This is a genomic window from Novosphingobium taihuense, assembly GCF_007830315.1.
In the GTDB taxonomy this organism is placed as follows: domain Bacteria; phylum Pseudomonadota; class Alphaproteobacteria; order Sphingomonadales; family Sphingomonadaceae; genus Novosphingobium; species Novosphingobium taihuense.
In genome coordinates, this window is record NZ_VLKJ01000006.1 from 261,409 (window position 1) to 286,644 (window position 25,236).

Here is a 25,236-nt window from a genome sequence, read left to right on the forward strand (position 1 = left end):
GCGCTTCCCATCGAGCCATGTCTCTTCGAAGACATGGCAGACGACGATGCCCGGGTAGCTCAGTTGGTAGAGCAGCGGATTGAAAATCCGCGTGTCGGCGGTTCGAATCCGTCCCCGGGCACCATTGGCCTGTTCGCCAAACCCCGCCAAAGCTTGAAAAAACCACGGAAATCTACCACTTTTAGCGTCGGCTTTACCGCTGATGCTCGCTTTTGTTCGCCGATATTCGGTCGATCTTGGGGGCCTTTGTGGGGGCCTTGTGAAAAAGCCTGATTTGAAAGGCCCCCAAGATGGCCCTTAGCGATTGTGCGATCCGCGCTCTGAAGGCCCTCGCCAAAGATTATCGCGTGGCCGACGAGAAGGGCCTCTATCTTCAGGTTTCCCTCGCTGGCGGGCGTCTATGGCGGATGAAATACCGCCCCCCGGCGGCACCGAGAAGAAGCTGGCGTTCGGCGCTTATCCTGAAGTGTCGCTGAAGGCGGCACGCGATCTGCGCAACGATGCCCGCAAGTTGCTCGCGTCTGGCACTGATCCGGTGGAGACGAAGAAGCAGGACCGCCACGCCGCCAAGGTCAGCGCTGCCAATTCCTGCGTCGTCGTGGCGCAAAGCTACATCGACAAGTGCAAGCGTGAAGTCCGTTCGGAACGGACCACGGACAAGCAACAGTGGCTTCTGAAGCTGCTGGACCGCACCATAGGCCAGCGCCCTGTCGCGGAAATCCAGCCGTTCGAAATGCTGGAAGCCGTGCGCAAGTATGAAACCACCGGGCGCACCGAAGCCGCGCACCGCGCATTGCAGTTCGCTAGCCAAGTGTTCCGCTTCGCCATCGCGAACCAGTTGGCACCGTCAGACCCGACGCGCGATCTGCGCGGTGCATTGACCAGCCACAAGTCGAAGCACCACGCCGCTATTCTCGAACCGAAGAAGGCGGGCGAACTCCTGCGCGCAATCGACGGCTATGACGGCCACCCCGTCACGCGCTTCGTCCTGCAACTGGCGGCACTGGTCTTCGTGCGCCCCGGCGAACTGCGCTATGCCGAATGGTCGGAGTTCGACTTCGACGCCAAGGTCTGGCGCATACCAGCAGAAAAGATGAAGGCGCGTTCCGAACACGTCGTGCCCCTGTCGCGCCAAGCGCTCGCCGTGCTGGCCGAGGCACGCGCCCTGACGGGTGATGGTCAGTATGTCTTCCCGTCGATCCGCACGCACCTTCGCCCGATGTCGGAAAACACCGTATACGCCGCGCTTCGTCGACTGGGATACTCCAACGACGAAATGACTGGCCACGGCTTCCGCGCAATGGCCAGCACGCTCCTGAACGAATCGAGCAAGTGGTCGTCAGACGCGATCGAACGCGCACTGGCCCACAAGGACAAAGACGCCGTGCGCGCCGCCTACCATCGCGGCCAGCACTGGCAGGAACGGGTGGATATGGCGCAATGATGGGCGGACTTCTTGGATCAACTCCGGAAGGGTGCTGAGGTCGTTATTCTGCACCAGATGCATCAACGTTAGCTTCACATTGCATTGCTGTTTCCACTCGTTCGCGCATACTGGCGAACTATGGCGGAACACTGGATACCAATTGGCAAGGCATTGGAGCTTGCAGGAAACGCAGCTAACTTGTTTTCGAGGCTTCGAGAAGGGCTCGCAGTAGGTCGCGGCTAGGCCATCACGATTGACGGTGAGAGATTCGAGAATTGCGTCGTTCCGGCTAACGTTTGGGCCCGCTCGGCGGACTTTAAGGTCCAAGACCTAGATGCGGGCGACATTTTCAGTTCGACGAACCAAAGCTTCCGCGCCTACGGCATTACAATTGCCCTGAGCGGCGTCCTAGACATGCTTGAATTTCATCTGCGCGCGGCAGTCGCCCGTTCGTTGTCAGTCGCATCTGATCTTGAGTGGATTCCCGCTTATCGAGTGATCGAGATGGCGCAAGCTAAGGCTGCAAGCCGCCCCTTTGACGTCTTGACCGCAAATATAGAGAAAGCGCGTTGCGGCTTCGTCACAGCAAAGGCAGTGCTGGCGCAAGCCAAAGCCTTTGCAAATTCCCCTTGGCTTTGGGAAGAGCGGGAATGGAGCGTTCCGGGCTGGTTTTGGATCGACTTCACTATCTCACCTAGTGACATCAGCCTCACACGAACGCGGCTGTCGGCGCAAGGTGTAGGACCAAATCGAGAGCGAATTATATCAATGCAGGGACTACACTTCCACAGGAAGGCCTTAGATGCCGTTCCTGAGCTAGCCCTTTCACGGAACAGCAAGGACGCTTCAGCAAGGGGGCGACCGCCCAAGTACAACTGGGAGGCGGCTAACTCTGCAGTGTGGGGCCAAATCTTCCGCGGCGATCTCAAGCCGAAAATGCTGCTGCAGGTCGAGGAAGCATTGCGAGAGTATTTTGCTCAGGCGAACGAGGAACCTTCGGAAGCTGTAATACGATAGCACGCGAACATTATTTATTCAGAGCTACTGCGTGAATAGCTTCGAAATTTTTCAGGTGCATTGCGACTGCATGGGTCCGCTCAAGCATAGTGTTGTCGAGAATATCACGCTCATCGCCATCGCTGCTGGAATAGGAAAGGGGCGGTCAAACGCTTTTGCAAAGAGCTCGGACGAAGCGAGGTAGTGGCTAAGCAGTGTTCAAATCTGTTATAACTCATGTCGGCCCTCGACCAGATCCGGTCGTTCGGGTGCGCCGCGGTGAACGTCGGCTTGCCCTGCAACCGGTCAGTCGCATCTGGTTGGACATCTCAAGAGAGGTCAGCAGGAGCGCTTTTCTTCACAACCTCGAATCTTGCCATCTCATGACCCCTGTCAGGGCTGGCCCGATTGCGGAACTATTGGCGTAGTCGTCTATTCTGTTCTTGTGAATGCGAATGGTAGGGGCAGGTCTTGAAGAAATGGCAGTGGGCCTTGCGGCTTTTGACGCGGCGCATGTGGTTTCGAGCAGGACTGTTCTGCGTGTTTGCGATAGGCTTGGCACTCGCCAGCGCGATTATCGGCCATGTCATTTCTTATGAGTTTGCGACAAAGGTTGGTGCCAGTTCGGTCGACAGTATTCTCAACGTGCTCGCATCGAGCATGTTGGCTGTCACGACATTTTCGCTGACGGCAATGGTCTCTGCATACTCAGGGGCGACGAGCAATATCACCCCTCGCGCGGTGCAGTTGCTCGTCGAGGATGCGACCGCCCAGAATGCGCTGGCAACGTTCCTTGGCAGCTTTCTGTTCGCCATCGTGGGAATCATCGCGCTGTCGACGGGATTTTATGGCGAGAGTGGCCGGGTCATACTGCTTGGCGGCACGATCGTTGTCATCGCCACCATCGTCATAACTTTTCTTCGCTGGATTGAACACATCACCCGCTTCGGGCGCGTGAATGATACGATCGCCCGTGTCGAAACAGCAGCAATGAAGGCAACATCTGCGGTCGGCCCACCGCGCTTCGGGCCACGCAGGGAGCGTGATGTTCCTGATGGTGCGGCCCTGATCCATCTCGAGCACATCGGCCGCATTACGCACGTTGACATTGCCGTTCTGCAGGAAGTGGCTGAAGACATCGATGGCCAGATCGTTCTGTCGGCCCCACCTGGAACCATGGCCGATCCGTCGCGGATGGCTGCCTGGACCACCGCCCGGCCAGACGCGAAGCAGGTGGAGACCTTGCGTTCGGCCTTCACCGTCGCGCACGATCGCGCCTTCGATCACGATCCACGCTTTGGTCTTGTGGTCCTTTCCGAGATCGCCTCGCGCGCCTTGTCGCCCGCCGTGAACGATCCGGGGACCGCCATTTCGGTGATCGAGGCTGGCACGAGGGTCCTGTCGGCAATCGTCGCAATCGAGGAGAGCACCGACGGGCCTTGCTCGGACAAGGTGATTGTTCCACCCCTGAGCTTTCCCGAACTGCTTGAGGACTTCTACCGCCCGATTGCGCGCGATGGTGCGGGGCTCATCGAGGTGGCGATCCGATTGCAGAAGTCGCTCGCTGCTCTGGCCGAGGCAGAGCCTGCTGCACGCGCCGATTGCGCGGCTGCCGCAGCCGAAGCGCTAGCCCGCGCGATGGCCGCGATGACAGCCGAAGCCGACCGGTCGCAGATTGCCCGGATACATCGCCGCTACTGGTCCTGAAGGCACTGTCGCGAGCGTCCGATTGAACTGGAAGCGGCAGATCGACCAAGCTAGGGAAACCCGGACCGGGGCGGATCGGATCCTGCGCCATCGGCATGACAAGGAGCCAGCCGCGTGATCGGTAGCCTGTTTCTCACGCCCTTCAACGCGGCCGCCGTGCTCATCGTGGTCGCGGCCGTGCTGGGTTATGTCAACTTCAGGTACCTGCGCCTGCCGTCGTCCATTGGCCTCACGGTCATGGGTGCACTGGCATCGCTGCTGGTCGTTGCCCTGGACGAATTGCTGCCTTCGAGTTCTGTCAGCCGCGACCTGGCAGACTTCATCGCAGGGATCGATTTTCACGCCACCCTGATGGACGGCATGCTCTCGTTCCTGCTGTTTGCAGGCGCGCTCCATGTCTCTTGGCAGCAGTTGCACAAGGGACGCTGGGCGATCCTCGTGCTCAGCACGGTTGGCGTGATGCTTTCGACGGCCATCGTCGGGACAGGGTTCCTCCTTCTCACCAGTGCCATGGGCTATGCGATACCCGCGATCTGGTGCTTCGTGTTTGGCGCGCTGATCAGCCCGACCGATCCGGTATCGGTCATGAGCGTGCTGAAGCGCACCAGCGTTTCGCCGCTGTTGGAAGCGACAGTAGCCGGTGAGAGCCTGTTCAACGATGGGGTTGGCGTGGTGATCTTCGCGATCCTGCTGGCCGCGGCCACCAGCGGCGCTCCGCTCGATCTCGGTCACGCGGCACTGCTGTTCGCCGAGGAAGCGGGCGGTGGCATCCTGCTGGGCATGGTCATCGGCTGGATCGCATTTCGGGCCATGCGCTCGATCGACGACTACAAGGTAGAGGTCATGATCAGCCTTGCGTCGGTGATGGGCGGCTATGCCATCGCCAGCCCGCTGCACGTCAGCGGTCCAGTCGCGATGGCGGTTGCGGGCCTCATCATCGGCAACGCCGGGGTGGCCCATGCGATGAGCGACACCACGCGCGATTACCTGCACAAGTTCTGGGACCTGATCGACGATATCCTCAACACCGTGCTGTTCCTGCTGATCGGACTGGAAGCCGTGACCGTGCCGCGCGATCCAGGGCTGATCCTGCTCGGCGGGGGAGCCATTGCGCTTTCGCTGCTGGCCCGGTCGGTATCGGTCATCCTGCCGCTTTCGGCCTTCGGCAAGGCGCGGGCTGCGGGCGCGATCGTGCCCGTCACCCTGATCTGGGGCGGGTTGCGTGGTGGCATTTCGGTGGCTCTCGCGCTGGGCCTGCCCCACGGGAGCGAACGTGACCTGATCCTCGCGGCGACTTACGCCGTCGTGCTGTTCACGGTCATCGTGCAGGGCGGGACGATTGCCGGCATCCTGCAGCGCCTGGAAAACAGGAACGCGAACCCTGCGTGATGGGCCCCGCGTGATGGGCCCCGCCTGATGCGAAGGCCTAGCTGTCCCAGTCTGCCAGCGGCTCGCCAGTAGCGGCATCCTCAAGGGTGATCTTGCCGAATTCGACCGCCACTGCACAGACCGGCGGCTTGGTCGTCTGGCCGTTTACGCAATGCACCGGCTGGCCATCGCCAAAGGCTGTGATCCGTCCTTCGATCCTGATCCGGAACGCTCGAGGTGTCGGCTCGGCATCTTTGGCCAGTTTCGCCGTATAGGCATAAGGCCTCTTGCCCCGCAGCAGCTTGCGCGGCGCGTCGGACGAGAAATACTGCACGAGCGCGAGCCTGTTGTCCGGCGCGGCCTGCACCGCCGGTTTCACGTCTGCGATTTTCGAATCTGCCTTTTCCGGCGTTTCAGGCGTTTCCGCATCGGCGGCAGGACGCGGGCACTGTTCCGACCGTGTCCAGGGCCGTTCGATCCAGAAGCCCTCGGCCGTTTCGAACGGCTGGCCATTGGCCAGGTCCGCAAATAACGGGTCGCCGGCCCAGTTCTGCCGGCTAAAGCTCACCCGCAAGACCTTTGTCGCCGGATCGAAGCTCCACGAACCCCAGCCACCGTTTGCGCCGTCCCCGCATGCAATGGGCATGGTCAGTTCGAAGCTTCGGTTCGCCAATTCGATGTTCGATTTCGGCAGGGGATTTCCAGCCGCAACTTCGTCCGCCGCCGCTGCAACCGCTACCAGTATCTCGGCACGGCCCAAGGCAGAAAGCGCCTTGACCGCCGCAGTCGTGGTCGAAGGCGAATCCTCGGCAACCTCGGGCGTTGCCGATGCCTCAGGCGCGGGATCGGAACGCTGGCAGCCGGCGAGGGCGATAAAGGCTGCAAGGGCCAGCGCCCGGCCCGCCGACCGACGGGACGGCCATTCTCTGCTGCAATTTGCCTCGATCATCCGCAAAGCCTAGCATCGATTGTAGGAAAGGTCATCTGTCTGTAAGCATTCAATAATCATGACGCTTGAACAGATCCTGACCCTGGTGGTCCTCGTGGGCGTTGTCGCCGCGCTGATTGCCGACCGCATGAGGGCCGATGTCGTTGCGTTGAGTGGCGCTGCAATCCTGCTGGTTACCGGAGCTGTCCGGCCCAGCGAAGTCCAGGGCGCATTCGCCAGCCCCGCCATTCTCACGCTCGCCTCGCTGTTCGTGATTGCCTACGCGATGGAGCTGTCTGGTCTGCTCGACAAGGCGATCGAGAAAGCCGTCGTCTTCTGTCGCAGGACCGGGGCAGCGGGGTTGTGGGGTCTGATCGGCATGTCGGGTGTCGGATCGGCCTTTCTGAACAACACCCCGATCGTGGTGGTGGCTGCCCCCGTGATCCGCGACGTGGCAAAGTCCATCGGGCTCGACCCCCGGCGCTTCCTGATGCCGCTGTCCTATGTTGCCGTGCTTGGTGGCAGTTGCACGCTGATCGGAACCTCCACGAACCTCCTTGTCGATGACATGGCCCGTTCATCCGGGCAGGCACCGTTCGGCATCTTCGAGATCACCCCGGTCGGCCTTGCCATGGCGCTGGCGGGGGGCATCTACCTGATCCTGTTCACCGGCAGGCTTGTGAAAGGCGCCCCGGCACCTGCCGAGGAACCGGGCAAGCCGCAGTCCCGCGCCGATATCGAACGCCATTCCGTAAGCCATGTGGACCTGACCGGCGATTCCCTGGAAGACACCAAGGTCTACGCGCAAGTCCACGAGTTCCGGCCAAGGATGGCGCTCATTTCCGTGGCGATCTTCGTCTGCGTGATTGCCGTGGCGGCGATCGATCTTGTGCCGATTGCCGCGGCTGCCTTTGCCGGTGCCGTCCTGCTCATCGTGCTTCGCGTGATATCGCCCGATCAGGCCTATGCAGGATTGCGGCCGGAAATCCTGCTGCTGATCGCAGGGATGGTGGTCATCGGCATTGCCATGGAACAGACCGGCCTTGCCGCCGAAGTCACCCGCTGGATGATCGGCTCGGTCAATGGCGTGGGTCCGCTGACGGCGCTGATCCTGCTCTATGGCGCAACGCTGCTACTGACCGAGCTCCTGTCGAATGCCACCGTTGCGGTCCTGCTGACGCCTGTTGCGGTGGCCCTGGCCGAAAGCCTCGGCGTCAGCCCCCGTCCGTTTCTGGTGACGATCATGATGGCCGCAAGCGCCGCCTTCGCCACGCCCTTCGGCTACCAGACGAACGTGCTCGTCTACCAGATGGGCGGTTACCGCTACATGGATTTCGTGAAGGTGGGCCTGCCGCTAAACCTGCTGACCTGGGCCGTGGCAGTAATGGCAATACACCACTTCTTCCCGTTCTAGTCGTCTTAAGTTCCGCATTCCTGCGACTGGGAAGCGCTGATTACCGCGGCTTCGAGCCGCAAGCGTTCATGGGCCAGTGAAGCCTGCGCGATCATCGTGGCCAGAAGAACCTTCTGCTGCGGCATGACCGGGTCACGGCCATCACCCTTGGATAGGCCAAGCACGGCAAGAGTGCCCAGCGAGGTCTTGAGGGGATGGAACTGCCAGCTCGCCTCGGCGAGATTTGCGCTACCGCTTCCTGTCATCTCTCCAGCAGTCCAGGCCCAATCGAGCGCCGCTTCGTCCAGCGGGTCGAGCGCGAGGCTTTCCGGGAACGATCCTGCAATCTCCAGCCTGCCCGCGATCTCGCGCGCAACGATCGCGTTTGCGCCAAGCATGCGGTTTATCTCGCGGCAAACCACTTCGGCCGTCGATGTCCAGTCTGAAACCCGCGTGAGATCTTGCGCAAAGGATGCCAGCGCTGCGCTTTCCTGGGCGTTTCGGTCGCTCAGGTTGATCCTGCTGCGCAAGGTCCCGGTCAACCACGAGGTGTAGGTCCCCACGCCAAGCAGGATCAGCGCCATGACCCAGCTTTGCACGGCCAGGGGATTGGCGGAAAGGCCGGGCGCGAGGAAGAACAGATTGAACAGCACCGTCGACAGCAGGGCGCCGACCGCCGCGGCCAGCATCCCCAACCTTGCCGATGCCGCGAGAACCGGAAACAGGAACAGGATGCTGAGATAGGTTGCGCCGGTAAACTCGCGCAGCAGCAGCGCGATGGCCATCGTGATCATCACGCCCGCCACCGTCAGCAGGATGTCTCTGGGGGTGCTGCGTGCGGCAATCCACGGCCTCGCCCGCCGTAGCGGCTGTTCTCCGGCAACCACGTGGAACGTCGCGCCGGGCAAGGCTTTTGCCAGCTGCTCGACCAGCGCGCCATAGCGGATGCGATCGATCAACCCGCGCGGACGCAAGGCCAGCACGATATGCGGCGCGGCCATGCCTTGCAGATGCTGCGCCACCGCCGAGGCCGTCGTCGCTCCGGACACGCGATGGATTGAAGCGCCAAGGGCCGCGGCTTCTCCAAGCGCCGCGCCAAGCCCGTTGTCGGTGCTCGCACCTGCGGCAGTACCGGGCGTTTCGATCGAGACCGCCTCCCATGGCCGTGCGAGCCTTTGCGCCAGATCGTAGCCCAGCGCCACAAGGCGCGCGCAATCCCTGCCATCATCAAGCACCACGCACACCCGCTCGTCCGATGGAAAGATGGCCTGCGATCTTTCGGCGAAGGAGTTGCCTTCCGTTTCGCTTGTCAATGCTCCGTCACCTTTACGTTCGCGTCATCCATCGGGTCGGACTTCCACCATGGCCCTTTCAACTACAACGCACAGCGCGGCTATTCCGCCTCGCAAACGTCCTTCAGCAAAAGCAGCGCCTCGCGCTGGATCGCCATCGCAATCTCGTGGAAGCTCTCGGTATAGACCGATCCTGCTCGCCAGACTGCTGCAATCGAACGCCGCGCGGACCAGTCGTGAATCTGCAAGGGCGTGACAATGTTTCGCCCCCCGACCTCGGAGCGCAGGTAGAGTTCGGGCAGGACCGCCAGGCCAAGCCCCGAAGCGCACATCTGGCACAGGCTGTCGAGACTGGTTCCTTCATAGTCGCTCAGCAGGTCCAGCCCCAGATCGTCGCAGATGTCCTGGGTCTGGTTATGAAACGGATAGCGCGGATCGATGCCGAGCGCCTCGCTGCCGGCAAGGTCGGCCCTGGTCACCCGCCGCTTTCCGGAAAGCGGGTGCTCTGGCGGGGCCACCACCTGCAGGCGTTCCTCGAACAGCGTCTCGACGTGCAGGTCGCCACCCACAACCGGAACGGGCGTCAACAGGATATCGAGCGCGCCGTGCCGGAGTTCGTGCATGTGCTCGCTGGGAATGCCCTCGCGGATATGCAGCCGCACCTGCGGCATCTGGCGCTTCAGCACGCCGACGATGCCGGGCAGAAGATAGGGCCCGATCGTCGGCGATACGCCAAGGCTGATCGTGCCGATCAGCTTGCCTGCACTTCTGCGGGCGCAGTCTTCAAGGTCGGTCAGATCGAGCAGGAGCCTGCGGGCGCGGGCCACGATTTCCCGGCCGACCGGCGTGAGCCTTGCCGGCGTCACCCCGCGCTCGATCAGGATGACCCCGAGGTGTTCCTCCATCTTCTGCACCTGCAGGCTCAGCGTCGGCTGCGACACGTGGAGATTGGCGGCTGCACGCCGGAAGTGCTGATAGTCTGCAATCGCGACGAGATATTGCAGCTGGCGGAAAGAAAGCATGTCCAAATCTGATTGAGAAAATCTATCTGATCAACCTGTTTCTTTCAATTGGACCTATTGCACGGCGCCATGCAAGGGTTTTCCGCACGTACCCGGACACCTTCCTGATCGGGAGCTCCACGGAAGGCCTCCTCGGCGGGCCGCCATGTCAGGCTCCCGTGGCAGGCTTTGCGGCAAAAGATGCGCCGTTTCACCGCGCGAACGCTGCCGACTGTCCTGTTGCAGGAGGTCGAACGGGGCAAACGAGGTCTTTGTCGATGACATTGTTTCAGTTGGTACTGCAGCCGACTGCAGGATCGGAAAGCGTGACGGTTCAGTATGAAGCCGACGCCATGCCCGCCGCAATCGCGCTGGCGGCGCATCACGCATCGTCCACCCCGGCTGTGCTGTGGTGCGAAGGGCGCGAAGTCTGCCGCATCGGTGCCGACGGAAAGCCAGATTTTCAACTAGATGGGAGTTCTTGAAGTGCGCGTTATCTCTCTGGTCCTCGCAGCCACGGCTGCCCTGTCCCTTCCCTCAGCCGCTTCGGCTCAGGCTACCGCGACGGCAAGCTCAACTCCGAACCTTACCGTCGGGTCCGTAATCTACGATCCGCAGGGCGGAGAAGTCGGGAAGATCGACAGCGTGACCGGCGATGCCATCGTCGTCGATACCGGAGCCCACAAGGCAACGCTGCCCAGAACCGCTTTCGGAATTGGCGCCAAGGGTCCGATGGTGACCATCACCAAGGCCCAGATCGATGAACAGGTCGCAGCTGTGGCACAGAAGGCGGCAGCCGCGCTTGAAGCGGCGCTCGTGGTTGGCGCGGAAGTGAAGGGCAAGGCCGGGACGCCCATCGGCACACTCAAGGAAGTGAGTGCGGACAAGGTCGTGATCGATCGCACCGCAGGTCCGGTCGCACTTGCCCGCAACGCGGTAGGTCTCGGTCCGCAAGGTCTTTTCATTTCGTTGACCGCAGAAGAACTCGACGCTGCGGCAAAGCCTAACCCGGCGGCAAACTGATCGCCGGAACAAAACGGCCTGCGCACGGGTTCCGATAGGGCCCGGGGCGCAGCGCCCGGCTGCGGAGACACCATTCAGGAGAAGCACAATCGGGAATGCCACACTCGCGTTAGCGGCTCCGCCCGACGTGGTTCTGCACGAAGCCACGCTTTTCCTGGATCTCGACGGCACGCTGTTCGAGCTTGTCGACAGCCCCGAAGATGTCCGCGCTGATCATCGGACGCAGGCCCTGATCGGGCAACTCATGCGGCGCATGGACGGCAGGGTCGCCGTGGTCAGCGGACGATCGCTGGCCCAGATCGACGACATGCTGGGCGACGCTGCGGGCACGCTCTGGATTTCCGGCAGCCATGGCTGCGAACATCGTTGGGACGGCGTCATCCAGAGCCCCTCGCGGCCTGCCGCGCTTGACGACGTCGCGGCCAGTTTCCGCGATTTCGCGCAGGACCGGCCCGGCGTTCTGGTCGAGCAAAAGAGCCTCGGCGTCGCCCTGCACTATCGCCTGGCCCCCGAAGCCGGGGCTTCTGCCCTCACGCTGGCGCAAGAACTGGCTGACCTGCACGACCTCTACCTTCAGCACGGCAAGTCCATGGTGGAACTGCGCGTGGGCACCGCGAACAAGGGCAGCGCCATTCTCGCCATGATGGGGCATCCGCGCCTTGCCGGCACCACCCCGGTCTTCGCGGGCGACGACGTGACCGACGAACCCGGCTTCAAAGCGGTCCTGGAACTCGGCGGCCACGCCATCCTTGTCGGCGAGCCCCGGCCCACGCTTGCCACATTCGGCCTGCGCTCGCCGGAGAAACTTCGCGAATGGCTCTGGAGAGCAACGGCATGACAGCGTCCCTCGATCTCTGGCCAATCGGCAACTGCCAGGTCTCGGCGCTGGTCGATACCTCGGGCGCATTTGTCTGGGGCTGCATTCCGCGGGTTGATGGGGATCCGTTCTTCTCTGCCCTGCTGGGCGGTGAAGCGCCGCGGGAAGGCCTTTGGGCAATCGATCTGGAAGACCGGGTGGAAACCACCCAAAGCTATCTGCGCAATACCCCGATCCTCGTCACCCGCCACCGCGATGCCAATGGCGGCGAGATCGAGGTGCTGGACTTCTGCCCCTATTTCCCGCGCAATGGCCGCACCTATCGCCCCGTGGCCTATGCCCGGATCGTGCGTCCCATCGCCGGCAGCCCTCGCATCCGCATGCGCTTGCGGCCGACTTGCGGGTGGGGCAACAGCTGCCGGATGACCATCGGCGGATCGAACCATATCCGCTACCTGTCCGAAGCCATGACGATGCGGCTGACCACGTCCGCTCCGGTCGGCCTCGTTGCCGAGGAACGGGCCTTCCGTCTTGAACAGGCGCACTACTTCTTCCTCGGCCCGGACGAGAGCTTCTCGGGCAACCTTGCCGAAACCCTCGAACAGATGCTCGAGGCAACCGCCGCCGAATGGCGCCACTGGGTGCGGGGCTTGGCGACGCCGGTCGAATGGCAGGACGTGGTGATCCGGTCAGCCATAACGCTCAAACTGTGCCAGCATGAGGAGACCGGCGCCATCGTCGCCGCGCTGACCACATCGATCCCCGAACATGCCGGATCACAGCGCAACTGGGACTATCGCTACTGCTGGATCCGCGATGCCTATTACACGGTGCAGGCCCTCAATCGCCTCGGCGCGCTGGACGTGCTCGAAGGCTACCTCGCCTACTTGCGCAACATCGTCGACAATGCGCGCGGTGGCCATATCCAGCCGCTCTATGGCGTGCTCGGCGAAGCGAAGCTGGACGAAGGCGTTGCCGAAAGACTGCCCGGCTATCGCGCGATGGGGCCGGTCCGCGTGGGCAATGCCGCCTATTCGCAGGTTCAGCACGATGCCTATGGCCAGATCGTCCTGTCCAACACGCAGGCGTTCCTTGACCAGCGCTTGCTGCGCATGTCCGGCCCTGCCGATTTCGAAGCGCTGGAAAAGGTCGGCGAAAGGGCATGGGCACTGTTCGACAAACCCGATGCCGGCCTGTGGGAACTGCGCACGCGCCAGTCGGTCCATACATATTCGGCGGCGATGTGCTGGGCGGCCTGTGATCGTCTGGGCAACGCCGCGCACGCGCTTGGCCTTGATGACCGCGCCGCCTTCTGGGGCGAACGCGCAGCCGCCGTCCGCCAGCGGATAGAGCAGGCCGCGTGGCGTCCCGAGACCGAGCGGATGTCGGCCACATTCTCGGGCGACGATCTCGATGCAAGCGTGATCCAGTTGCTCGACCTGCGCTTCCTTGCGCCGGACGATCCGCGCTTCGTCTCCACGCTTGCCGCCATCGAACAGGGCCTGCGGCGCGGGTCGCACATGCTGCGATATGCCACCGAGGATGATTTCGGCCTGCCCGAAACCGCCTTCAACGTCTGCACCTTCTGGCTGATTGAAGCGCTGCACCTGACAGGCCGCAGTGCCGAAGCCCGCGCGCTTTACGAAGAAATGCTCAGCCGCCGCACGCAATCGGGCCTCCTTTCGGAGGACATCGATCCGGCAACCGGCGAGCTATGGGGAAATTACCCGCAGACCTACTCACTGGTCGGCCTGATCAATTGCGCCGGCCTGCTGAGCAAACCCTGGAACGCTGTACGATGAGCAGGCTTATAGTCATTTCGAACCGCGTCAGCGCCGGTGGCGGCGCGCAAGGCGGACTTGCGGTCGCGCTTTCCGCAGCCTTGCGCGAACATGGCGGCATCTGGTTCGGCTGGTCCGGCAACGAGACCAGCGAATTTACCGGCCACATCAACATGGAACGCGTCGATGGCGTGACCACGGCCACGGTGGATCTGGAAGAGCAGGACATCGAGGAATACTACGATGGCTACGCCAACCGTACGCTATGGCCGCTGTTCCACTACCGGATCGACCTCGCCGAATACGAACGCAGCTTCGCCGATGGCTACAAGCGCGCCAACGAGCGCTTTGCCGAAACCGCACTGCCGCTGATCGAGCCGGACGATCTGGTCTGGGTGCAGGATTACCACATGTTCCCGCTGGGCAAGGAACTGCGGTCTCGCGGCGTTGAAAACCGCATCGGCTTCTTCCTGCACATTCCCTGGCCGCCCCGCCGTCTGCTGGCCACCCTGCCCGAAGCGCGCGCACTTACCGAGGGCCTTCTCGCCTATGACCTGATCGGCTTCCATACCGAGGAATGGCTGCAATCGTTCTGCGATTACGTGTCGCACGAACTGGGCGGAACCGTCGACGACGACGGCTGGCTGACCGTGGGCGAGCGGCGCCTGCGGCTGATCGCCTGCCCGGTTGGCATCGATGCGAAGGAATTTGCCGCCCTTGCCGCAAGCGAGAAGGCCAGGGAAACCTACGAACGGGTCAGGGTAAGTGCCGTTGGCCGCACGATGATCGTCGGCGTTGATCGGCTCGACTATTCCAAGGGACTTGAAGAGCGCTTCCTCGGCTACGAGCGGTTCCTTGTCGAGCACCCCGAAGAGCGCAAGGAAGTCACCCTCCTGCAGATCGCCCCGCCCTCGCGCGGCACGGTCGACAGCTACCAGCGCATTCGCAGCACGCTCGAAGGGCTGGCGGGGCGCATAAACGGGGCCCACGCCGGCCTTGATTGGGTTCCGATCCGATACGTCAACCAGGGCTACACGCGCGATTTGCTCGCCGGGGTCTATCGCGCCAGCAAGGTAGGGCTCGTCACGCCCTTGCGCGACGGCATGAACCTTGTCGCCAAGGAATATGTTGCCGCGCAGGATCCCGCAGATCCCGGCGTGCTGATCCTGTCACGCTTTGCCGGTGCGGCAGACCAGATGCCCGAAGCACTGCTCGTCAATCCGCACAGCGCTGAAGAGATATCTGACGCTTTGAGCCGCGCCATCACGATGCCGCGCGAAGAACGGATCCAACGTTGGCGAAGGCTTATGAATGGCGTGGAAGAGCACGACGTGATGTGGTGGTCGAAGCGCTTTACCGACGCGCTTCAGGATCGCCACGAGCAGGCTTGCGGCTCGGTACTCAGAAACTGACATCCAGGCACATACTTCGAAGCCACTCAACATGGAATGCAGGTGCCTGCTGTAGAATGTCGCGACGATGCGCTGCGTGGTCCCTTTACGACTGCTTCGAGCCATTCCACGGCTTATAGGGGGCAACTGCTTAGGCCTTATGCCCTGGAATGTTGGCCCCTCGCCGAAGGCGAGGAGCCGATTGGTCAAATTTCGGTGTTCTCGGCAATGGCAAGCGCATCTTCGACGTCGATGCCGAGGTAGCGCACCGTATTCTCGATCTTGCTATGGCCGAGCAGGATCTGGACAGCGCGCAGATTGCCTGTCGCCCGGTATATGATCGAAGCCTTGGTTCGGCGAAGCGAATGCGTGCCATATTCGCTTCGCATGAGCCCCACCCCGGTCACCCATTCGTCGACAAGCCGAGCATACTGGCGGGTGCTGAGGTGCCCATTGTGATCAACTCGGCTTGGAAAGACATAATCGTCCACAGTGCCACCCCGCCGTTCGAGCCACGCCAGCAGACTGGCCCGGGCATCAGGAAGAAGCTCAAATTGAACAGGCCGCCCCGTTTTTTGCTGCATCACAATTGCCCGCGTTCGGATCTGTCCGCCGTTGACGACATCGCCAATTTTCATCCGAACAAGGTCGCAGCCGCGCAACTTGCTGTCGATTGCGAGGTCGAACAGTGCCCGATCTCTCAGTCGGCGGCGCTGATTGAGGTAAAAGCGGATCTCCCAGATTTGTTTTGGCTTCAGCGCCCGCTTGGCGCCGACTGTCCTGCCCGCATTCCAGACCTGACGTTTGGTGGTGTTGGGCTCTGTTTCCGGCATCTCCATGATTGTTCTCCAATGGCCATGATTGGCCATCTGCAAAACGCCTGTCGGCCCAATCGGTAAACTCCTGCGGGGCATGTGCCGACCAACTTTGGCCATTTCACGCTCCCTGTAGCAACGACCGCTTTCGTTGAAACCGGACTGTTGTCTCCGCTGAAGCTACCGGACTGCAGTGCGCCCAGGACGAGCGACCTGCTTGCTCTAAGGAACGATGTCCCTCGTCCGGCATTAGATGCTGGCAAAAGAGGCGAAGCCTATGAAATCCGTGCTGATTGTCGAAGACGAAATCTTCATAGCTATGGAGATCGAGCGAATATTGGAAGATGCAGGGTACAACGTCATCGCTATCGCGGCAGATCAATCCGAAGCACTGTCAGCAGGCATCAACGCTGAAGTCGCATTTGTCGATCTCAACCTTCGTGATGGACCCACGGGTCCCGAGATCGCACGCGAACTGGCGTCAAAACACGGTGTTCGCGTCGTCTATGTTACCGCCAATCCTGCCCAGATCGGCGAAATAGCGCCCCAGGCTGTCGGCTGTATCCACAAGCCCTTCACGGATAAAGCGATATTAACAGCCACAGCGCTTGCGGCGCAGAGCAACGCCTGAAGATTGGGCAATGAGGTTATTCTTCACGGTTAGATGCCGGCACTGGAGGACGGTTCAGCGACGCGTACGGCACCTTGAGACTGAGACGTAGACCGTCAGGTGCCCAATCGCGTGTCACACGACCACCCATTTGCCGGACAGCGCTGAGTTCGATAAGCTTGGTGCCAAATCCGTCGTGCGGCGGCGCGGTGACGGCCGGCCCACCGGTTTCGTGCCATTCCAGATGAGCGAACTGTCTGTCGGACGTACACCGTATCCGCACCTGACCGTCCGTAACCGACAGCGCCCCATATTTCGCGGCGTTGGTAGCCAGCTCATGGAACACGAGCGCCAGCGGAGTGGCAGACTGATCATCGATCGTGACATCATCGCCTTCGACAAGGACCCGCTCGGCAAAGGCCTGCAACAACTCCTTCAACATGCCTGAAAGACTGTTCTGCGTTTCGGCGGGTTTCGACGCCTCGCTATGCGGTCGGACAAAATCATGTGCGCGACCCAGAGCCATGATGCGATCGCGTAGGTCGTTCGCCGCGGACCGCATTTCGGGATGATGCCGCGTCGAGAAGGTGATCAGCCCGCTGATCACCGAAAAGATGTTTTTGATCCGATGGCTCAGCTCCTGCGCAACCACCTCTCGCTGCACCTGGATCATTTTGTGGTCGTGAATGTCCGTGCAGGTTCCGAACCAGCGCGTGATCTTCCCACCATCATCGCGGAGCGGCAGGGCACGTCCCAGCGTCCATCGATACTGCCCATAAGCATCGCGAAGACGATATTCGATTTCATAAGGCTCGCCGCTTTCCAGCGAGTGCCGCCAGGCCGACCATGCCCGCTCTTGGTCGTCAGGGTGGAACATGCCGTTCCACCCTTCACCATCGGTCGATCCCGGTGCGACACCGGTAAACTCGTACCAACGGGCGTTGTAATAATCGTGAAACCCGTCAGGCAAAGTCGACCATACCATCTGTGGCATTGCATCAGCGAGCACACGGAACTTCGCTTCCCGCTCATCCAGCTCTTGGTCGCTACGCCGCGAAGCCCGACGCGACGTCAGGAAAAGCATGATGTTCGCAGCGAGAATCTGCAAGCCTTGGCGCTGCGCTGGCGTTAGGTCGGCGCGTGGCTCGGGATCAATTACGCAAAGGGCACCCAGCTGAACGCCTTCGTCCGAAATTAGTGGAGCGCCGGCGTAAAAACGGATGTTCGGATCGCCCGTAACCAAGGGGTTCTGTTTAAAGCGATCGTCCAGACTGGCGTCGGGCACTACCATAATGTCTTTGCCCAGCATGGCATGTGCGCAAAAAGACTGATCTCGCGGCGTTTCTTTCGCTGCCAGCCCAATTCGTGCCGGAAACCATTGGCGCTCGGTCTCGACAAAGCTGACCAAAGCGATCGGGGCTTCGCAGAGCGTGGCAGCGAAATCTGTGATCGTCTGCAGTGTTTCGTGGTCGTTCAACGGGGGCAAATCGAAACTCTGCATGTTCTAATCAGCCTTGCAATCTGACGAGCCGCGCGGCGGCCCAAAATCCTTCTTAGCACTAAGCCAAGTTCGAGGGCCTATCGTGTTTGTCTCAGTCCAACCCTGTGCTGTAAGTGGACACCGGCGAGCCGTCCGCCCCTCGTGCTTTAACTCAGTCGATCTTGTCGTGTGTGAACGTTTTTGCGGAACGGCAATCCAAACGGCGCGCGCGATCTGTGCGCGAATTGCCTCACTTCTTGCTGGGCCTGGCATAGCTCGCAGATTGATGGTCCGGTCGCCGCTTGAGGAAGTAGCTGCCAGCAAGGGCGGCGACGAGTCCGAGCGGGCCGGCGCGCTTAAGTAGCGATGCGGCCGCTACGCCCATCACAAGACCACCAGCGCCGTTATTGCCTGACATATGCTCGGCAATACGCTTACCCGCGAGTGCACCGAAAATTTTGCCAATCATCGTGATTCCTTTCGTCGAGAGAACCCGTCATTGCACGACCAGTTCCGGCGGCGCGACGTCAGCGGAGTAAGCTCCAATTTGCTCTGGGTATGCCACAGATGCCTGAGGTGCCACCTGCAGCAGCCGACCATAATTCGCCGTTCCAGCGCACTGCGGGGAATGTCAGTTTTCGCCAACACCGGCCATTGCGCGCCCTCTGGTTAAGACGGGCAAGTTCTCTCGACACTCGGCCATTGATCGGATTTCCCCTGATCTTGTTTGGGTATCACCAATGAGACCAGACTGCCGTCATCAGTAGGCGATACCAAGCCTCCTGAACTTGGCGCCAGTGAAATTGCGCTTCTCGAACTCCATCTTCGCAACGTCAGTGCAGAACAGAACCGGACTTAAAGTGTGCATGTCTCTCCAGAAGTGACGGGATCCGATACGCTCGGCATCAAAAACGTACTCTTCGCCTGAAGTATTTAGCCTACCATAGTCGCGTGCCCCGGAAGGAAGCATACTCGGTTCAATTGTAGTTTTTTCGGGATTAATCGAAGAAATACGATTGAGGACGTTCCAAAACCATCTCTTCTCCAATAGGCTGTGTCGGGACTTAACGAGTTCGAGGGGTTCAAACTGATGGGCCTCAGGGTCAAGATTTTCGATTAGTGCGCGCATTAAATCGCTGACGGAGTAAACTTTGGACCAAAGAAAATCGTCTGGGTTGACTTTGGAATGCCAACTCAGCTTGGTTGGGACCGATTCCGGAATCACGCGGCAACCCGAGGTAAAAACATTTATATGCGGCGTTATGCCACCATCGGGCGTCCACTTTTCCAAGGTCAGTTTCGCCCCGGTGTGAACGCTTTTGGGCCAATGCAGAAATTTTTCGTCCATCGTCCCTCGTGGTATGCGAGTTTTTGGCTGATAGCGCACTCGTGGATGATGATATTCCATGTCCCAGACGGTGTAGCTCACAATCAGACCCTTTTGCCGCTTGGCCGAATAACGCTTTTCGCTTCTGGCAAATTTGAGTACTGAAGCCAATGACTGATCTTGGGCCAGTTCTGCCCTTCAGCAGAAGTATTGCGAACGACAGCAAAGTCCCACGAAGCGGCGTTCCGCTTCCGGCAGCAGGCGACCACTGTCGGTCGTTCTCTTTATGCTCAGTGAACGTCAGGTCCTGCCGGAAGCCGCCGATCAGGATGGCTCTGAAGTTGAGTAAAAACATATCATGTTTTGTTAGTCAATTTTCTTGGCGAATGCGTTGGCGCAGTTTCAGTAAATAATCGTCACAACTATATTATCCGAATAGGTGCCCGGATTCACCCATTGTCGCGCCGGGATGCTGCCATAGGCGGTGATGTTTTTGGTGTACGTGAGCAAGCCATTGATCGACACGGTTTGCAACATGCCACCTGTGCCGAGCCCGCCCCACACGGTCGTGCGCGCGTTCTCCTGATAGATGTTGTAATTGAGCCGCGAGGTCCCGTTGGCCAGCGTCCGGGCCGCCGCTGTGCCGGATGTTCCGGCAGTAAGCCCGACATCGAGGGTGCCGACCATCAGGACGAGTATCGAAAAGCAGCTGACCGTGACGGTCGATGTCGCCTGTGTCGGCGTGGAATTTGCCGGATTGTACGTGCCGAAGTTCAGGTTGGTGGTCGATGTAGAACAGCTGCACGCCGGGCATCCCGCCACGGCAGGCGCAGGGATAGCCGCAGCAAGAAGCGCTGCCACAAGCGGTATGTATCGCAATGGTTTCAAAGCACGGCTTCCGTCTCGATATAGGGTTCGCACGGCAGCTTCAGCATCTGCCCCTGCGCGCCCGCAGCGCCGGTCGTCGGCAGGAACGAACGGCATTGCCGATCGGGCAGCGTGACGATCAGCGCATCGCCCGGCGTGTGGTCGTCCATCCACACCTCGCCATCGTACCCGACGATGCCGCCGCCGGTCCGCGATCGAAAAGTCGCTCCGACAGGGATCGCTCGTCCCGTCGTCTCCACCAGCCGGAAACGTGCCGGTCGACGGCTGCTGTCGCCGAAGTGGACTGCCGCGGCCTGCCGCCAGCCGGGCGTCGCCAGCGCGTCGGCAGAGATCAGGGCAGCGTCGATTGCGATGCTCGAGGCATCGATGCCGATGTGGTTGGGCGCATAAGGCTGAAGCCCGGTGGCGATGACCTTGCGTCCGCCGCCTGCCTGCCGTGGTAGCTCGCGGTTCTCGAGCGTCACGGTCACGGTCTCGTCGCCCGCAACGTCTATCAACGCAAAGGCATAGTCGAGACGCGGCGTTGCCAACACGGTGTCTCCCACGCGAATGATAGCGCCGCTCGCCGTGGCCTGAATCCCGGAAAATGCCCCGCGCTTGTTGGCTTGAAGGCCGAAATCGCCTGCCGCGGTGCGGACGGCCAATGCCCCTTCGAGCCACGGCGTGCCGTGATCTTCGCCGACCAGACCGCGCAGACCATACCCCCGTCCATCGGGCAGAGACATGTCGATGGTTGTCGCCACACGCCCGGTTTCTGCAAATTGCGAGACGCGCTTGTGCGGACCGATCGCGATCGTATAGCTGGCAAACAGCGACCAGTGAGTACCGGCGCGGCCGGCGCTACGCCAGCGTGTCCGTTGGACCCCGGCGCCAAAGCCCCCGCCCAGAACGCTTCCATTGTACGATGCCGATGTCATCGAGAAGCTGCGCGCCGAAGGCGTGCCGCCACCCTCGCCCAGAAAAGCATGGGCCAGATTGATGCCGCCTGCCCTGCCCAGAGAGACGCTGCCAGCCAGTGCGATTTCGCGGCGCGCGCCGGTCTGAAACACGCTCTGGCCGAGCGACTGGAAATCTCGCGATGCCGTCTCGATGCTGGCAGAAAGGCTGTAAGTTGGCGTCGAACGTCTTGCCTGAACGCGCGCGACATAGCCGGTCTTTCCGCGCGCCGCGGATAGCGAACCGGACGCGCTCACTTCCCCGAGCGCCCCGGCGACAATGCTGCCTCCGAGGCCGACGACTGATGCATCCGCGCTGGTCTCGACCCGCGCCTGCGCCGTGAACCACGACGCAAACGGGTGCCGCACGCCAGCCGCAGCGAAAAAGGCGCCGTAGTGATTGCTGGCGGCGCCGTAATCCTGCCGCAAGGCTCCTGCCTCCAGATTGAAATCGGTCAAGCCGGGGCGCAGCAGATCCGCGCTGGTATAGAAGTTTCGGACAACCTGCCGGGAATTTCCGGACACGTCCCGGATGCTCATCGTCACTTGCCCGGCTCCGGTCATGCGCGGCTGCAGGGCGACGGCGAACGCCCCCGGAGCGACGTCGTAGGACTGTCGCTGGGCTTGCGAGAGCAACTCCACCGTCGAGGGCAATGCGACGCTGCCGCCGACCACGGGCAAAGGAAAGTTGATTGCTTGCGGGTCCAGCCCGAAGTCGGTGCCGAACTGGAACCCGCCGAAGCGCAGCGGCTGTCCGCCCGGTCCCGCCCGACTGATCGAATCGCCCAGTACAAGGCGAAGGCGCTGGTCGGGAAATTCGCGCCTGTAGCTCGTATCCAGTCTGGCAGTGTGCAGACCCTTGCCGGTCAGCAGGAAGGTGCTCCCCAAGACCCCCCACTTGCCCGAGATACCGGCGTCCAGCAGCCCCGAGAGCTGAGCCTTTGCACCCCATGAGGACAAAGTGAGATCGTAGCCCAGAAACTGTGCCGGAAGGATCGGAGAGAGCGGTATTCGCGTGTCTTGCGGGGCAAACGCTAGGTGGGGAAAAACCTCGGGGCTGGCGGATATCTTCAAGTTCGCTTGCTCGGCATCGAACTGCGCCGAAAGGCCTGCGATCCTGCCCAGTTCGACATAGTCCTGTCCATCAATCGGCAGGACGGCGGTGGTCAGGGCAGCTTCGATGCCAAGCTGACGCAGATCCTCGACGCGGGTAAGAAGACGCCCATCTTGTATTACAAGCAGGCCTGGCTCGGCCATGGCCATGCCATTGAGAATCAGGCCGACCGGTTGAGGGGCAGTGGAATCTGCCTGAGCCATTACGGGCGTCGAAAGCGCAAGCACGGCCAATGCGGCGCAGATATGGAGCTGGGACAGCACACGCTGCGCTCGCGGCCTTGCTTCTATCGCTCTGAAGACTGAAGCAGGGCCAGCTTGCTGTCTGTCCCCGAACCGGAGGCCACAGCCAGAGAGCCAAGATCGGTTTGGGCCGTCACCGACGAAATCTGGGCTGCGATACCCGGCGGAACGGGCAGAACCATCGCACCCTTGGCCAGAAGGTAAAAGCTGCGATCGAGTGGAACGTCCCGGCCATTGGCAAGATGCAGCATCACGCGGATGACTTGCGCTCGGCGCGTGCCCGAATTGGTGATCCGAAGGATTTGCGCCTTGTCGGGCAAGGTCTGTATCGACCAGCCAAGCTGGGGCTTTGCGTTTGCGGATGTCCGGAACACCGGCACCGACAGGCGCAGCAGCGTTTGCACGGTGCCGGGCGCCACTTCGGACAATGGCAAGGGCAGCTCATCGACGATCAGCCGCCATTGCTGCTCCGATTGTCCGTCCGAAGCTTCGCGCGGCAGGCTGCAGCGCACGAGGCGGCTTCCGCCACCGGAAATCGTCATGATGGCAGGATTGACGACAGGTGCATCGACCGGATCGAGCCTGTCCGAACCCATGTCATCGCGCGTCCATGCAAAGCCGCGGACCTGCACCGTAACCGGCCGATCGGCGTCATTGCCGAGCGTCAGCGCACAGAACTGGCGACCGGCTGCAACTTCGACACGCACAGGCATGACACGAAGTGCGCCAGCATGGGCCGATTGTGCGCAGCTCGCTATGATGGCGACGAATGGGAGAAGGTGCCGTGCAGGGCGCATCAGTAATTGACCGTGACGGTAACGCTGTCGGTATAAGTGCCTGCCGGTACGTTCTGCCCTGAAGCGACACGCCCATAAACCGTAAGCGACGTGGCGCTGGCCCCGGCTACTGCACTGGCAGGCGTGTCCGTGCCGGGGGTGTTTCCCCAGTTCGTCGCCCGCGAAGCATCCTGATAAAGCGTATAGCTCAAGGTGTTGGCGCCATTGGTCAACTTGCGGTTGGTAACGGTGGCGCCGCTGCCGTTGCCCGCGCTCAGTCCGACCGTATAGGACGTGCCTGATGTGCATGTGACGCTAAGCGTCGTGGTGGCATCCAGATTCGTACCGGATGTCGGATTGTAGGATCCGAAGGCCAGCGCGCTGGCAGATACGATGCACGCGCTCTGCACCGTCGCGGAAACGGCCATGGTATCGGTTGCGGTCGCGGCGTGCGCTGCTGTGGGGGCGATAGCCAGAAGCCCGGCAGCAATGGCACCGGTGACGCAGGCGGCAAAAGGTGCATAAAATTTTTCCATACCCTACCGTTAACCTTGCTGCCTACAGAAACAGTCAATGGCGACATAAGCAAGTATACTTATTGATATTTATTAGAACAATTCAGCATTTAACGTGCGAAATAAACACATTAGACATTTTCGCTTTAGGTAGGCACTTGTATTTGGCGCAATCTGCAAATTCAGATTGCGTTGAGTTCTAAGGGCAATCGAAGAAATTATTTACCAGCCGCTGTTAGGGCAAGACTTGCTGCAACATGGCAGTAGCGCAGGAGAGGCCCGGATTTTGATCGTGCTCAATCGGCAGTCTCCCCGTTCTAGGACAAGGAGGTCTCGAAAAGCACTGCCGACGACAAGGTTGAGGAACGCACCTTCGACCTCATCATGCGCGACAAGGAGAAGCTGCTGGACGAGGCAGAGCCCCTTCGCTTCCTGTTCAGCCACTCTGCCCTGCGCGAAGGCTGGGACAACCCCAACGTGTTTCAGATTTGCGCCCTGCGTGAAATGGCGACCGAGCGTTCGCGCCGCCAGTTGCTGGGTCATGGCCTGCGCCTGCCTGTCGACAACCACGCCCTGCGCCGCCGTGATGAAGGCATCGCCCGGCTTACGGTGATCGCAGACACCGACTACGCGACCTTCGCGGACGAACTGCAGACGGAACTGTCCCCGACCGCCTCTCAAAGCACCTAAAAGTCTGCAGAGTTGTCCTCGCGACAGTCCCAAAACAGCGTCTTCTACACAAAGGTGTTAGACAAACGACGATTAGCATTGGCTCTTCAGGGCACGACATTCTTAGCTGCGAAAGCGTGTTCCTTACTGTCTTTGGGCTGCCACTCACCGAACCTCGGTTTGGAGATCGATTGGGGCTGACAGCCGCAAGGTCGCTGTGCGACCACTCTCCACGTCCACTGCTCGGCGTCTCGAAACGACGCGCGTCTCTTCGGAGAGATCACCTCCGGCAACATTCTGCGAAAAGCCATGTGGCTCATCAACCTGTTCCGGTCGATGGTCGTGTAGGCGATTCGACACTGTCTTTTTGGGTTGGCTGGTTCAGCCATGTGGATGCCTCGAAAAACCTCTGGCGTTGAGGGCCACTGAGTGATTCACTGCCTTTGTGGATGAGCGGAGGCGATGATGGCGGGACAGCCCGGTTTCTTTGATCTTTCGGACCGGTACGAGGCCTTGAGCGCAGCGGGTGATCCGCTTGAGCGTTTGGCTGGGGTGATCGACTTTGAGGTATTCCGTGGTCCCTTGATTGCCGCTCTGCGCCGTAGCGTCCGTGGCAAGGGCGGCCGACCACCGTTCGACCCGGTCCTGATGTTCAAAATCCTGGTGCTGCAGGCGCTCTATTCGTTGTCAGACGAAGCAACGGAATTCCAGATCAAGGATCGCTTGTCGTTTCAGCGCTTCC

The 25,236-nt window shown here is 61.0% G+C and carries 24 protein-coding genes, 1 tRNA gene and 1 pseudogene; 15 read left to right on the forward strand and 11 right to left on the reverse strand.

The window, feature by feature from the left end:
• Positions 1-48: 48 nt before the first annotated feature.
• The 6 genes and pseudogenes from IQ25_RS13870 to IQ25_RS13890 all read left to right on the forward strand — a co-directional run bounded on the left by IQ25_RS13870 (position 49) and on the right by IQ25_RS13890 (position 5,518).
• Positions 49-124, forward strand: a tRNA-Phe gene (locus tag IQ25_RS13870).
• A 166-nt stretch (positions 125-290) separates the two neighbouring features.
• Positions 291-817 (forward strand): annotated as a pseudogene (locus IQ25_RS21485) (tyrosine-type recombinase/integrase); the annotation flags it as partial.
• On the forward strand, positions 812-1,444 hold the full coding sequence (locus tag IQ25_RS21440) for a tyrosine-type recombinase/integrase (RefSeq protein WP_407070598.1): 633 nt from the start codon (positions 812-814) through the stop codon (positions 1,442-1,444). The pseudogene IQ25_RS21485 and the gene IQ25_RS21440, both read left to right, overlap by 6 nt.
• Before the next feature lie 396 nt (positions 1,445-1,840).
• On the forward strand, positions 1,841-2,443 hold the full coding sequence (locus IQ25_RS13880; RefSeq protein ID WP_144906808.1) for a hypothetical protein: 603 nt from the start codon (positions 1,841-1,843) through the stop codon (positions 2,441-2,443).
• 492 nt (positions 2,444-2,935) lie between these two features.
• Positions 2,936-4,129 (forward strand): DUF2254 domain-containing protein, encoded by a 1,194-nt coding sequence (locus tag IQ25_RS13885; protein ID WP_144906900.1) that lies wholly within the window; start codon positions 2,936-2,938, stop codon positions 4,127-4,129.
• A 114-nt stretch (positions 4,130-4,243) separates the two neighbouring features.
• The gene (locus IQ25_RS13890; RefSeq protein WP_144906810.1) at positions 4,244-5,518 is read left to right on the forward strand and encodes a cation:proton antiporter; all 1,275 of its coding nucleotides are present in this window, start codon (positions 4,244-4,246) and stop codon (positions 5,516-5,518) included.
• A gap of 37 nt (positions 5,519-5,555) precedes the next feature.
• On the opposite strand, the gene IQ25_RS13895 is transcribed toward IQ25_RS13890, so the two are convergent.
• Entirely contained in the window at positions 5,556-6,446 is an 891-nt protein-coding gene (locus tag IQ25_RS13895) for a hypothetical protein (protein ID WP_144906812.1), read from the reverse strand.
• Between the two features lie 58 nt (positions 6,447-6,504).
• Here IQ25_RS13895 and IQ25_RS13900 point away from each other — a divergent pair, with 58 nt between their 5' ends.
• On the forward strand, positions 6,505-7,839 hold the full coding sequence (locus IQ25_RS13900; RefSeq protein ID WP_144906814.1) for an SLC13 family permease: 1,335 nt from the start codon (positions 6,505-6,507) through the stop codon (positions 7,837-7,839).
• Positions 7,840-7,844: 5 nt separating this feature from the next.
• On the opposite strand, the gene IQ25_RS13905 is transcribed toward IQ25_RS13900, so the two are convergent.
• Together IQ25_RS13905 and IQ25_RS13910 are read right to left on the reverse strand one after the other, a co-directional pair.
• Positions 7,845-9,131: a DUF4118 domain-containing protein gene (locus IQ25_RS13905; RefSeq protein WP_144906817.1), complete on the reverse strand. Its 1,287-nt coding sequence runs from the start codon at positions 9,129-9,131 to the stop codon at positions 7,845-7,847.
• 80 nt (positions 9,132-9,211) lie between these two features.
• A complete protein-coding gene (locus IQ25_RS13910) occupies positions 9,212-10,132 on the reverse strand; it encodes a hydrogen peroxide-inducible genes activator (RefSeq protein ID WP_144906819.1) in 921 nt (306 codons plus the stop codon).
• Between the two features lie 305 nt (positions 10,133-10,437).
• Here IQ25_RS13910 and IQ25_RS21040 point away from each other — a divergent pair, with 305 nt between their 5' ends.
• From IQ25_RS21040 to IQ25_RS13930, 5 genes are all read left to right on the forward strand, one after another.
• Positions 10,438-10,596 (forward strand): hypothetical protein, encoded by a 159-nt coding sequence (locus IQ25_RS21040; RefSeq protein ID WP_158637748.1) that lies wholly within the window; start codon positions 10,438-10,440, stop codon positions 10,594-10,596.
• A 1-nt stretch (position 10,597) separates the two neighbouring features.
• Positions 10,598-11,134, forward strand: a complete 537-nt coding sequence (locus IQ25_RS13915) for a hypothetical protein (RefSeq protein ID WP_144906821.1) — start codon at positions 10,598-10,600, stop codon at positions 11,132-11,134.
• Positions 11,135-11,261: 127 nt separating this feature from the next.
• Positions 11,262-11,972, forward strand: a complete 711-nt coding sequence (gene otsB, locus IQ25_RS13920; protein WP_258537038.1) for a trehalose-phosphatase — start codon at positions 11,262-11,264, stop codon at positions 11,970-11,972.
• Entirely contained in the window at positions 11,969-13,753 is a 1,785-nt protein-coding gene (locus IQ25_RS13925) for a glycoside hydrolase family 15 protein (protein ID WP_144906825.1), read from the forward strand. Before otsB ends, IQ25_RS13925 begins: the two co-directional genes overlap by 4 nt.
• On the forward strand, positions 13,750-15,144 hold the full coding sequence (locus IQ25_RS13930; protein WP_144906827.1) for an alpha,alpha-trehalose-phosphate synthase (UDP-forming): 1,395 nt from the start codon (positions 13,750-13,752) through the stop codon (positions 15,142-15,144). The genes IQ25_RS13925 and IQ25_RS13930 overlap by 4 nt, the downstream gene beginning before the upstream one ends.
• A 185-nt stretch (positions 15,145-15,329) precedes the next feature.
• Here IQ25_RS13930 and IQ25_RS13935 read toward each other — a convergent pair whose 3' ends face one another.
• Entirely contained in the window at positions 15,330-15,962 is a 633-nt protein-coding gene (locus tag IQ25_RS13935; RefSeq protein ID WP_144906829.1) for a tyrosine-type recombinase/integrase, read from the reverse strand.
• Between the two features lie 253 nt (positions 15,963-16,215).
• On the opposite strand from IQ25_RS13935, the gene IQ25_RS13940 reads away from it, so the two are divergent.
• A complete protein-coding gene (locus tag IQ25_RS13940) occupies positions 16,216-16,569 on the forward strand; it encodes a response regulator (RefSeq protein WP_144906831.1) in 354 nt (117 codons plus the stop codon).
• A gap of 16 nt (positions 16,570-16,585) precedes the next feature.
• On the opposite strand, the gene IQ25_RS13945 is transcribed toward IQ25_RS13940, so the two are convergent.
• From IQ25_RS13945 to IQ25_RS13975, 7 genes are all read right to left on the reverse strand, one after another.
• A complete protein-coding gene (locus tag IQ25_RS13945; protein WP_144906832.1) occupies positions 16,586-18,049 on the reverse strand; it encodes a sensor histidine kinase in 1,464 nt (487 codons plus the stop codon).
• Positions 18,050-18,278: 229 nt separating this feature from the next.
• Positions 18,279-18,497, reverse strand: a complete 219-nt coding sequence (locus tag IQ25_RS13950; protein WP_144906834.1) for a hypothetical protein — start codon at positions 18,495-18,497, stop codon at positions 18,279-18,281.
• Between the two features lie 291 nt (positions 18,498-18,788).
• Positions 18,789-19,526, reverse strand: coding sequence for an imm11 family protein (locus IQ25_RS13955; RefSeq protein WP_144906837.1), 738 nt, complete (start codon positions 19,524-19,526; stop codon positions 18,789-18,791).
• Positions 19,527-19,757: 231 nt separating this feature from the next.
• Entirely contained in the window at positions 19,758-20,216 is a 459-nt protein-coding gene (locus IQ25_RS13960; protein ID WP_158637749.1) for a spore coat protein U domain-containing protein, read from the reverse strand.
• Between the two features lie 23 nt (positions 20,217-20,239).
• Entirely contained in the window at positions 20,240-22,555 is a 2,316-nt protein-coding gene (locus IQ25_RS13965; RefSeq protein WP_144906841.1) for a fimbria/pilus outer membrane usher protein, read from the reverse strand.
• Positions 22,556-22,578: 23 nt separating this feature from the next.
• Positions 22,579-23,247, reverse strand: a complete 669-nt coding sequence (locus IQ25_RS13970) for a fimbrial biogenesis chaperone (RefSeq protein ID WP_158637750.1) — start codon at positions 23,245-23,247, stop codon at positions 22,579-22,581.
• 83 nt (positions 23,248-23,330) lie between these two features.
• Entirely contained in the window at positions 23,331-23,846 is a 516-nt protein-coding gene (locus IQ25_RS13975) for a Csu type fimbrial protein (RefSeq protein WP_144906845.1), read from the reverse strand.
• A 363-nt stretch (positions 23,847-24,209) separates the two neighbouring features.
• On the opposite strand from IQ25_RS13975, the gene IQ25_RS13980 reads away from it, so the two are divergent.
• Positions 24,210-24,515 carry a hypothetical protein gene (locus IQ25_RS13980; protein WP_144906846.1) on the forward strand — a complete coding sequence of 102 codons (306 nt, stop codon included), beginning with the start codon at positions 24,210-24,212 and terminating at the stop codon, positions 24,513-24,515.
• A 444-nt stretch (positions 24,516-24,959) separates the two neighbouring features.
• Positions 24,960-25,236: transposase (locus IQ25_RS13985; RefSeq protein WP_144906848.1), on the forward strand; the 277-nt coding region annotated here is incomplete at its 3' end.

Excerpts from the sequence above, each read along its gene's own strand:
- IQ25_RS13880 (WP_144906808.1), top strand. The coding sequence starts at position 1,841 with ATGCTTGAATTTCATCTGCGCGCGGCAGTCGCCCGTTCGTTGTCAGTC.
- IQ25_RS13885 (WP_144906900.1), top strand. The coding sequence starts at position 2,936 with ATGTGGTTTCGAGCAGGACTGTTCTGCGTGTTTGCGATAGGCTTGGCA.
- IQ25_RS13895 (WP_144906812.1), bottom strand. The coding sequence starts at position 6,446 with ATGATCGAGGCAAATTGCAGCAGAGAATGGCCGTCCCGTCGGTCGGCG.
- IQ25_RS13900 (WP_144906814.1), top strand. The coding sequence starts at position 6,505 with ATGACGCTTGAACAGATCCTGACCCTGGTGGTCCTCGTGGGCGTTGTC.
- IQ25_RS13910 (WP_144906819.1), bottom strand. The coding sequence starts at position 10,132 with ATGCTTTCTTTCCGCCAGCTGCAATATCTCGTCGCGATTGCAGACTAT.
- IQ25_RS13925 (WP_144906825.1), top strand. The coding sequence starts at position 11,969 with ATGACAGCGTCCCTCGATCTCTGGCCAATCGGCAACTGCCAGGTCTCG.
- IQ25_RS13930 (WP_144906827.1), top strand. The coding sequence starts at position 13,750 with ATGAGCAGGCTTATAGTCATTTCGAACCGCGTCAGCGCCGGTGGCGGC.
- IQ25_RS13935 (WP_144906829.1), bottom strand. The coding sequence starts at position 15,962 with ATGGAGATGCCGGAAACAGAGCCCAACACCACCAAACGTCAGGTCTGG.
- IQ25_RS13940 (WP_144906831.1), top strand. The coding sequence starts at position 16,216 with ATGAAATCCGTGCTGATTGTCGAAGACGAAATCTTCATAGCTATGGAG.
- IQ25_RS13945 (WP_144906832.1), bottom strand. The coding sequence starts at position 18,049 with ATGCAGAGTTTCGATTTGCCCCCGTTGAACGACCACGAAACACTGCAG.
- IQ25_RS13950 (WP_144906834.1), bottom strand. The coding sequence starts at position 18,497 with ATGATTGGCAAAATTTTCGGTGCACTCGCGGGTAAGCGTATTGCCGAG.
- IQ25_RS13970 (WP_158637750.1), bottom strand. The coding sequence starts at position 23,247 with ATGCCTGTGCGTGTCGAAGTTGCAGCCGGTCGCCAGTTCTGTGCGCTG.
- IQ25_RS13975 (WP_144906845.1), bottom strand. The coding sequence starts at position 23,846 with ATGGAAAAATTTTATGCACCTTTTGCCGCCTGCGTCACCGGTGCCATT.
- IQ25_RS13980 (WP_144906846.1), top strand. The coding sequence starts at position 24,210 with ATGCGCGACAAGGAGAAGCTGCTGGACGAGGCAGAGCCCCTTCGCTTC.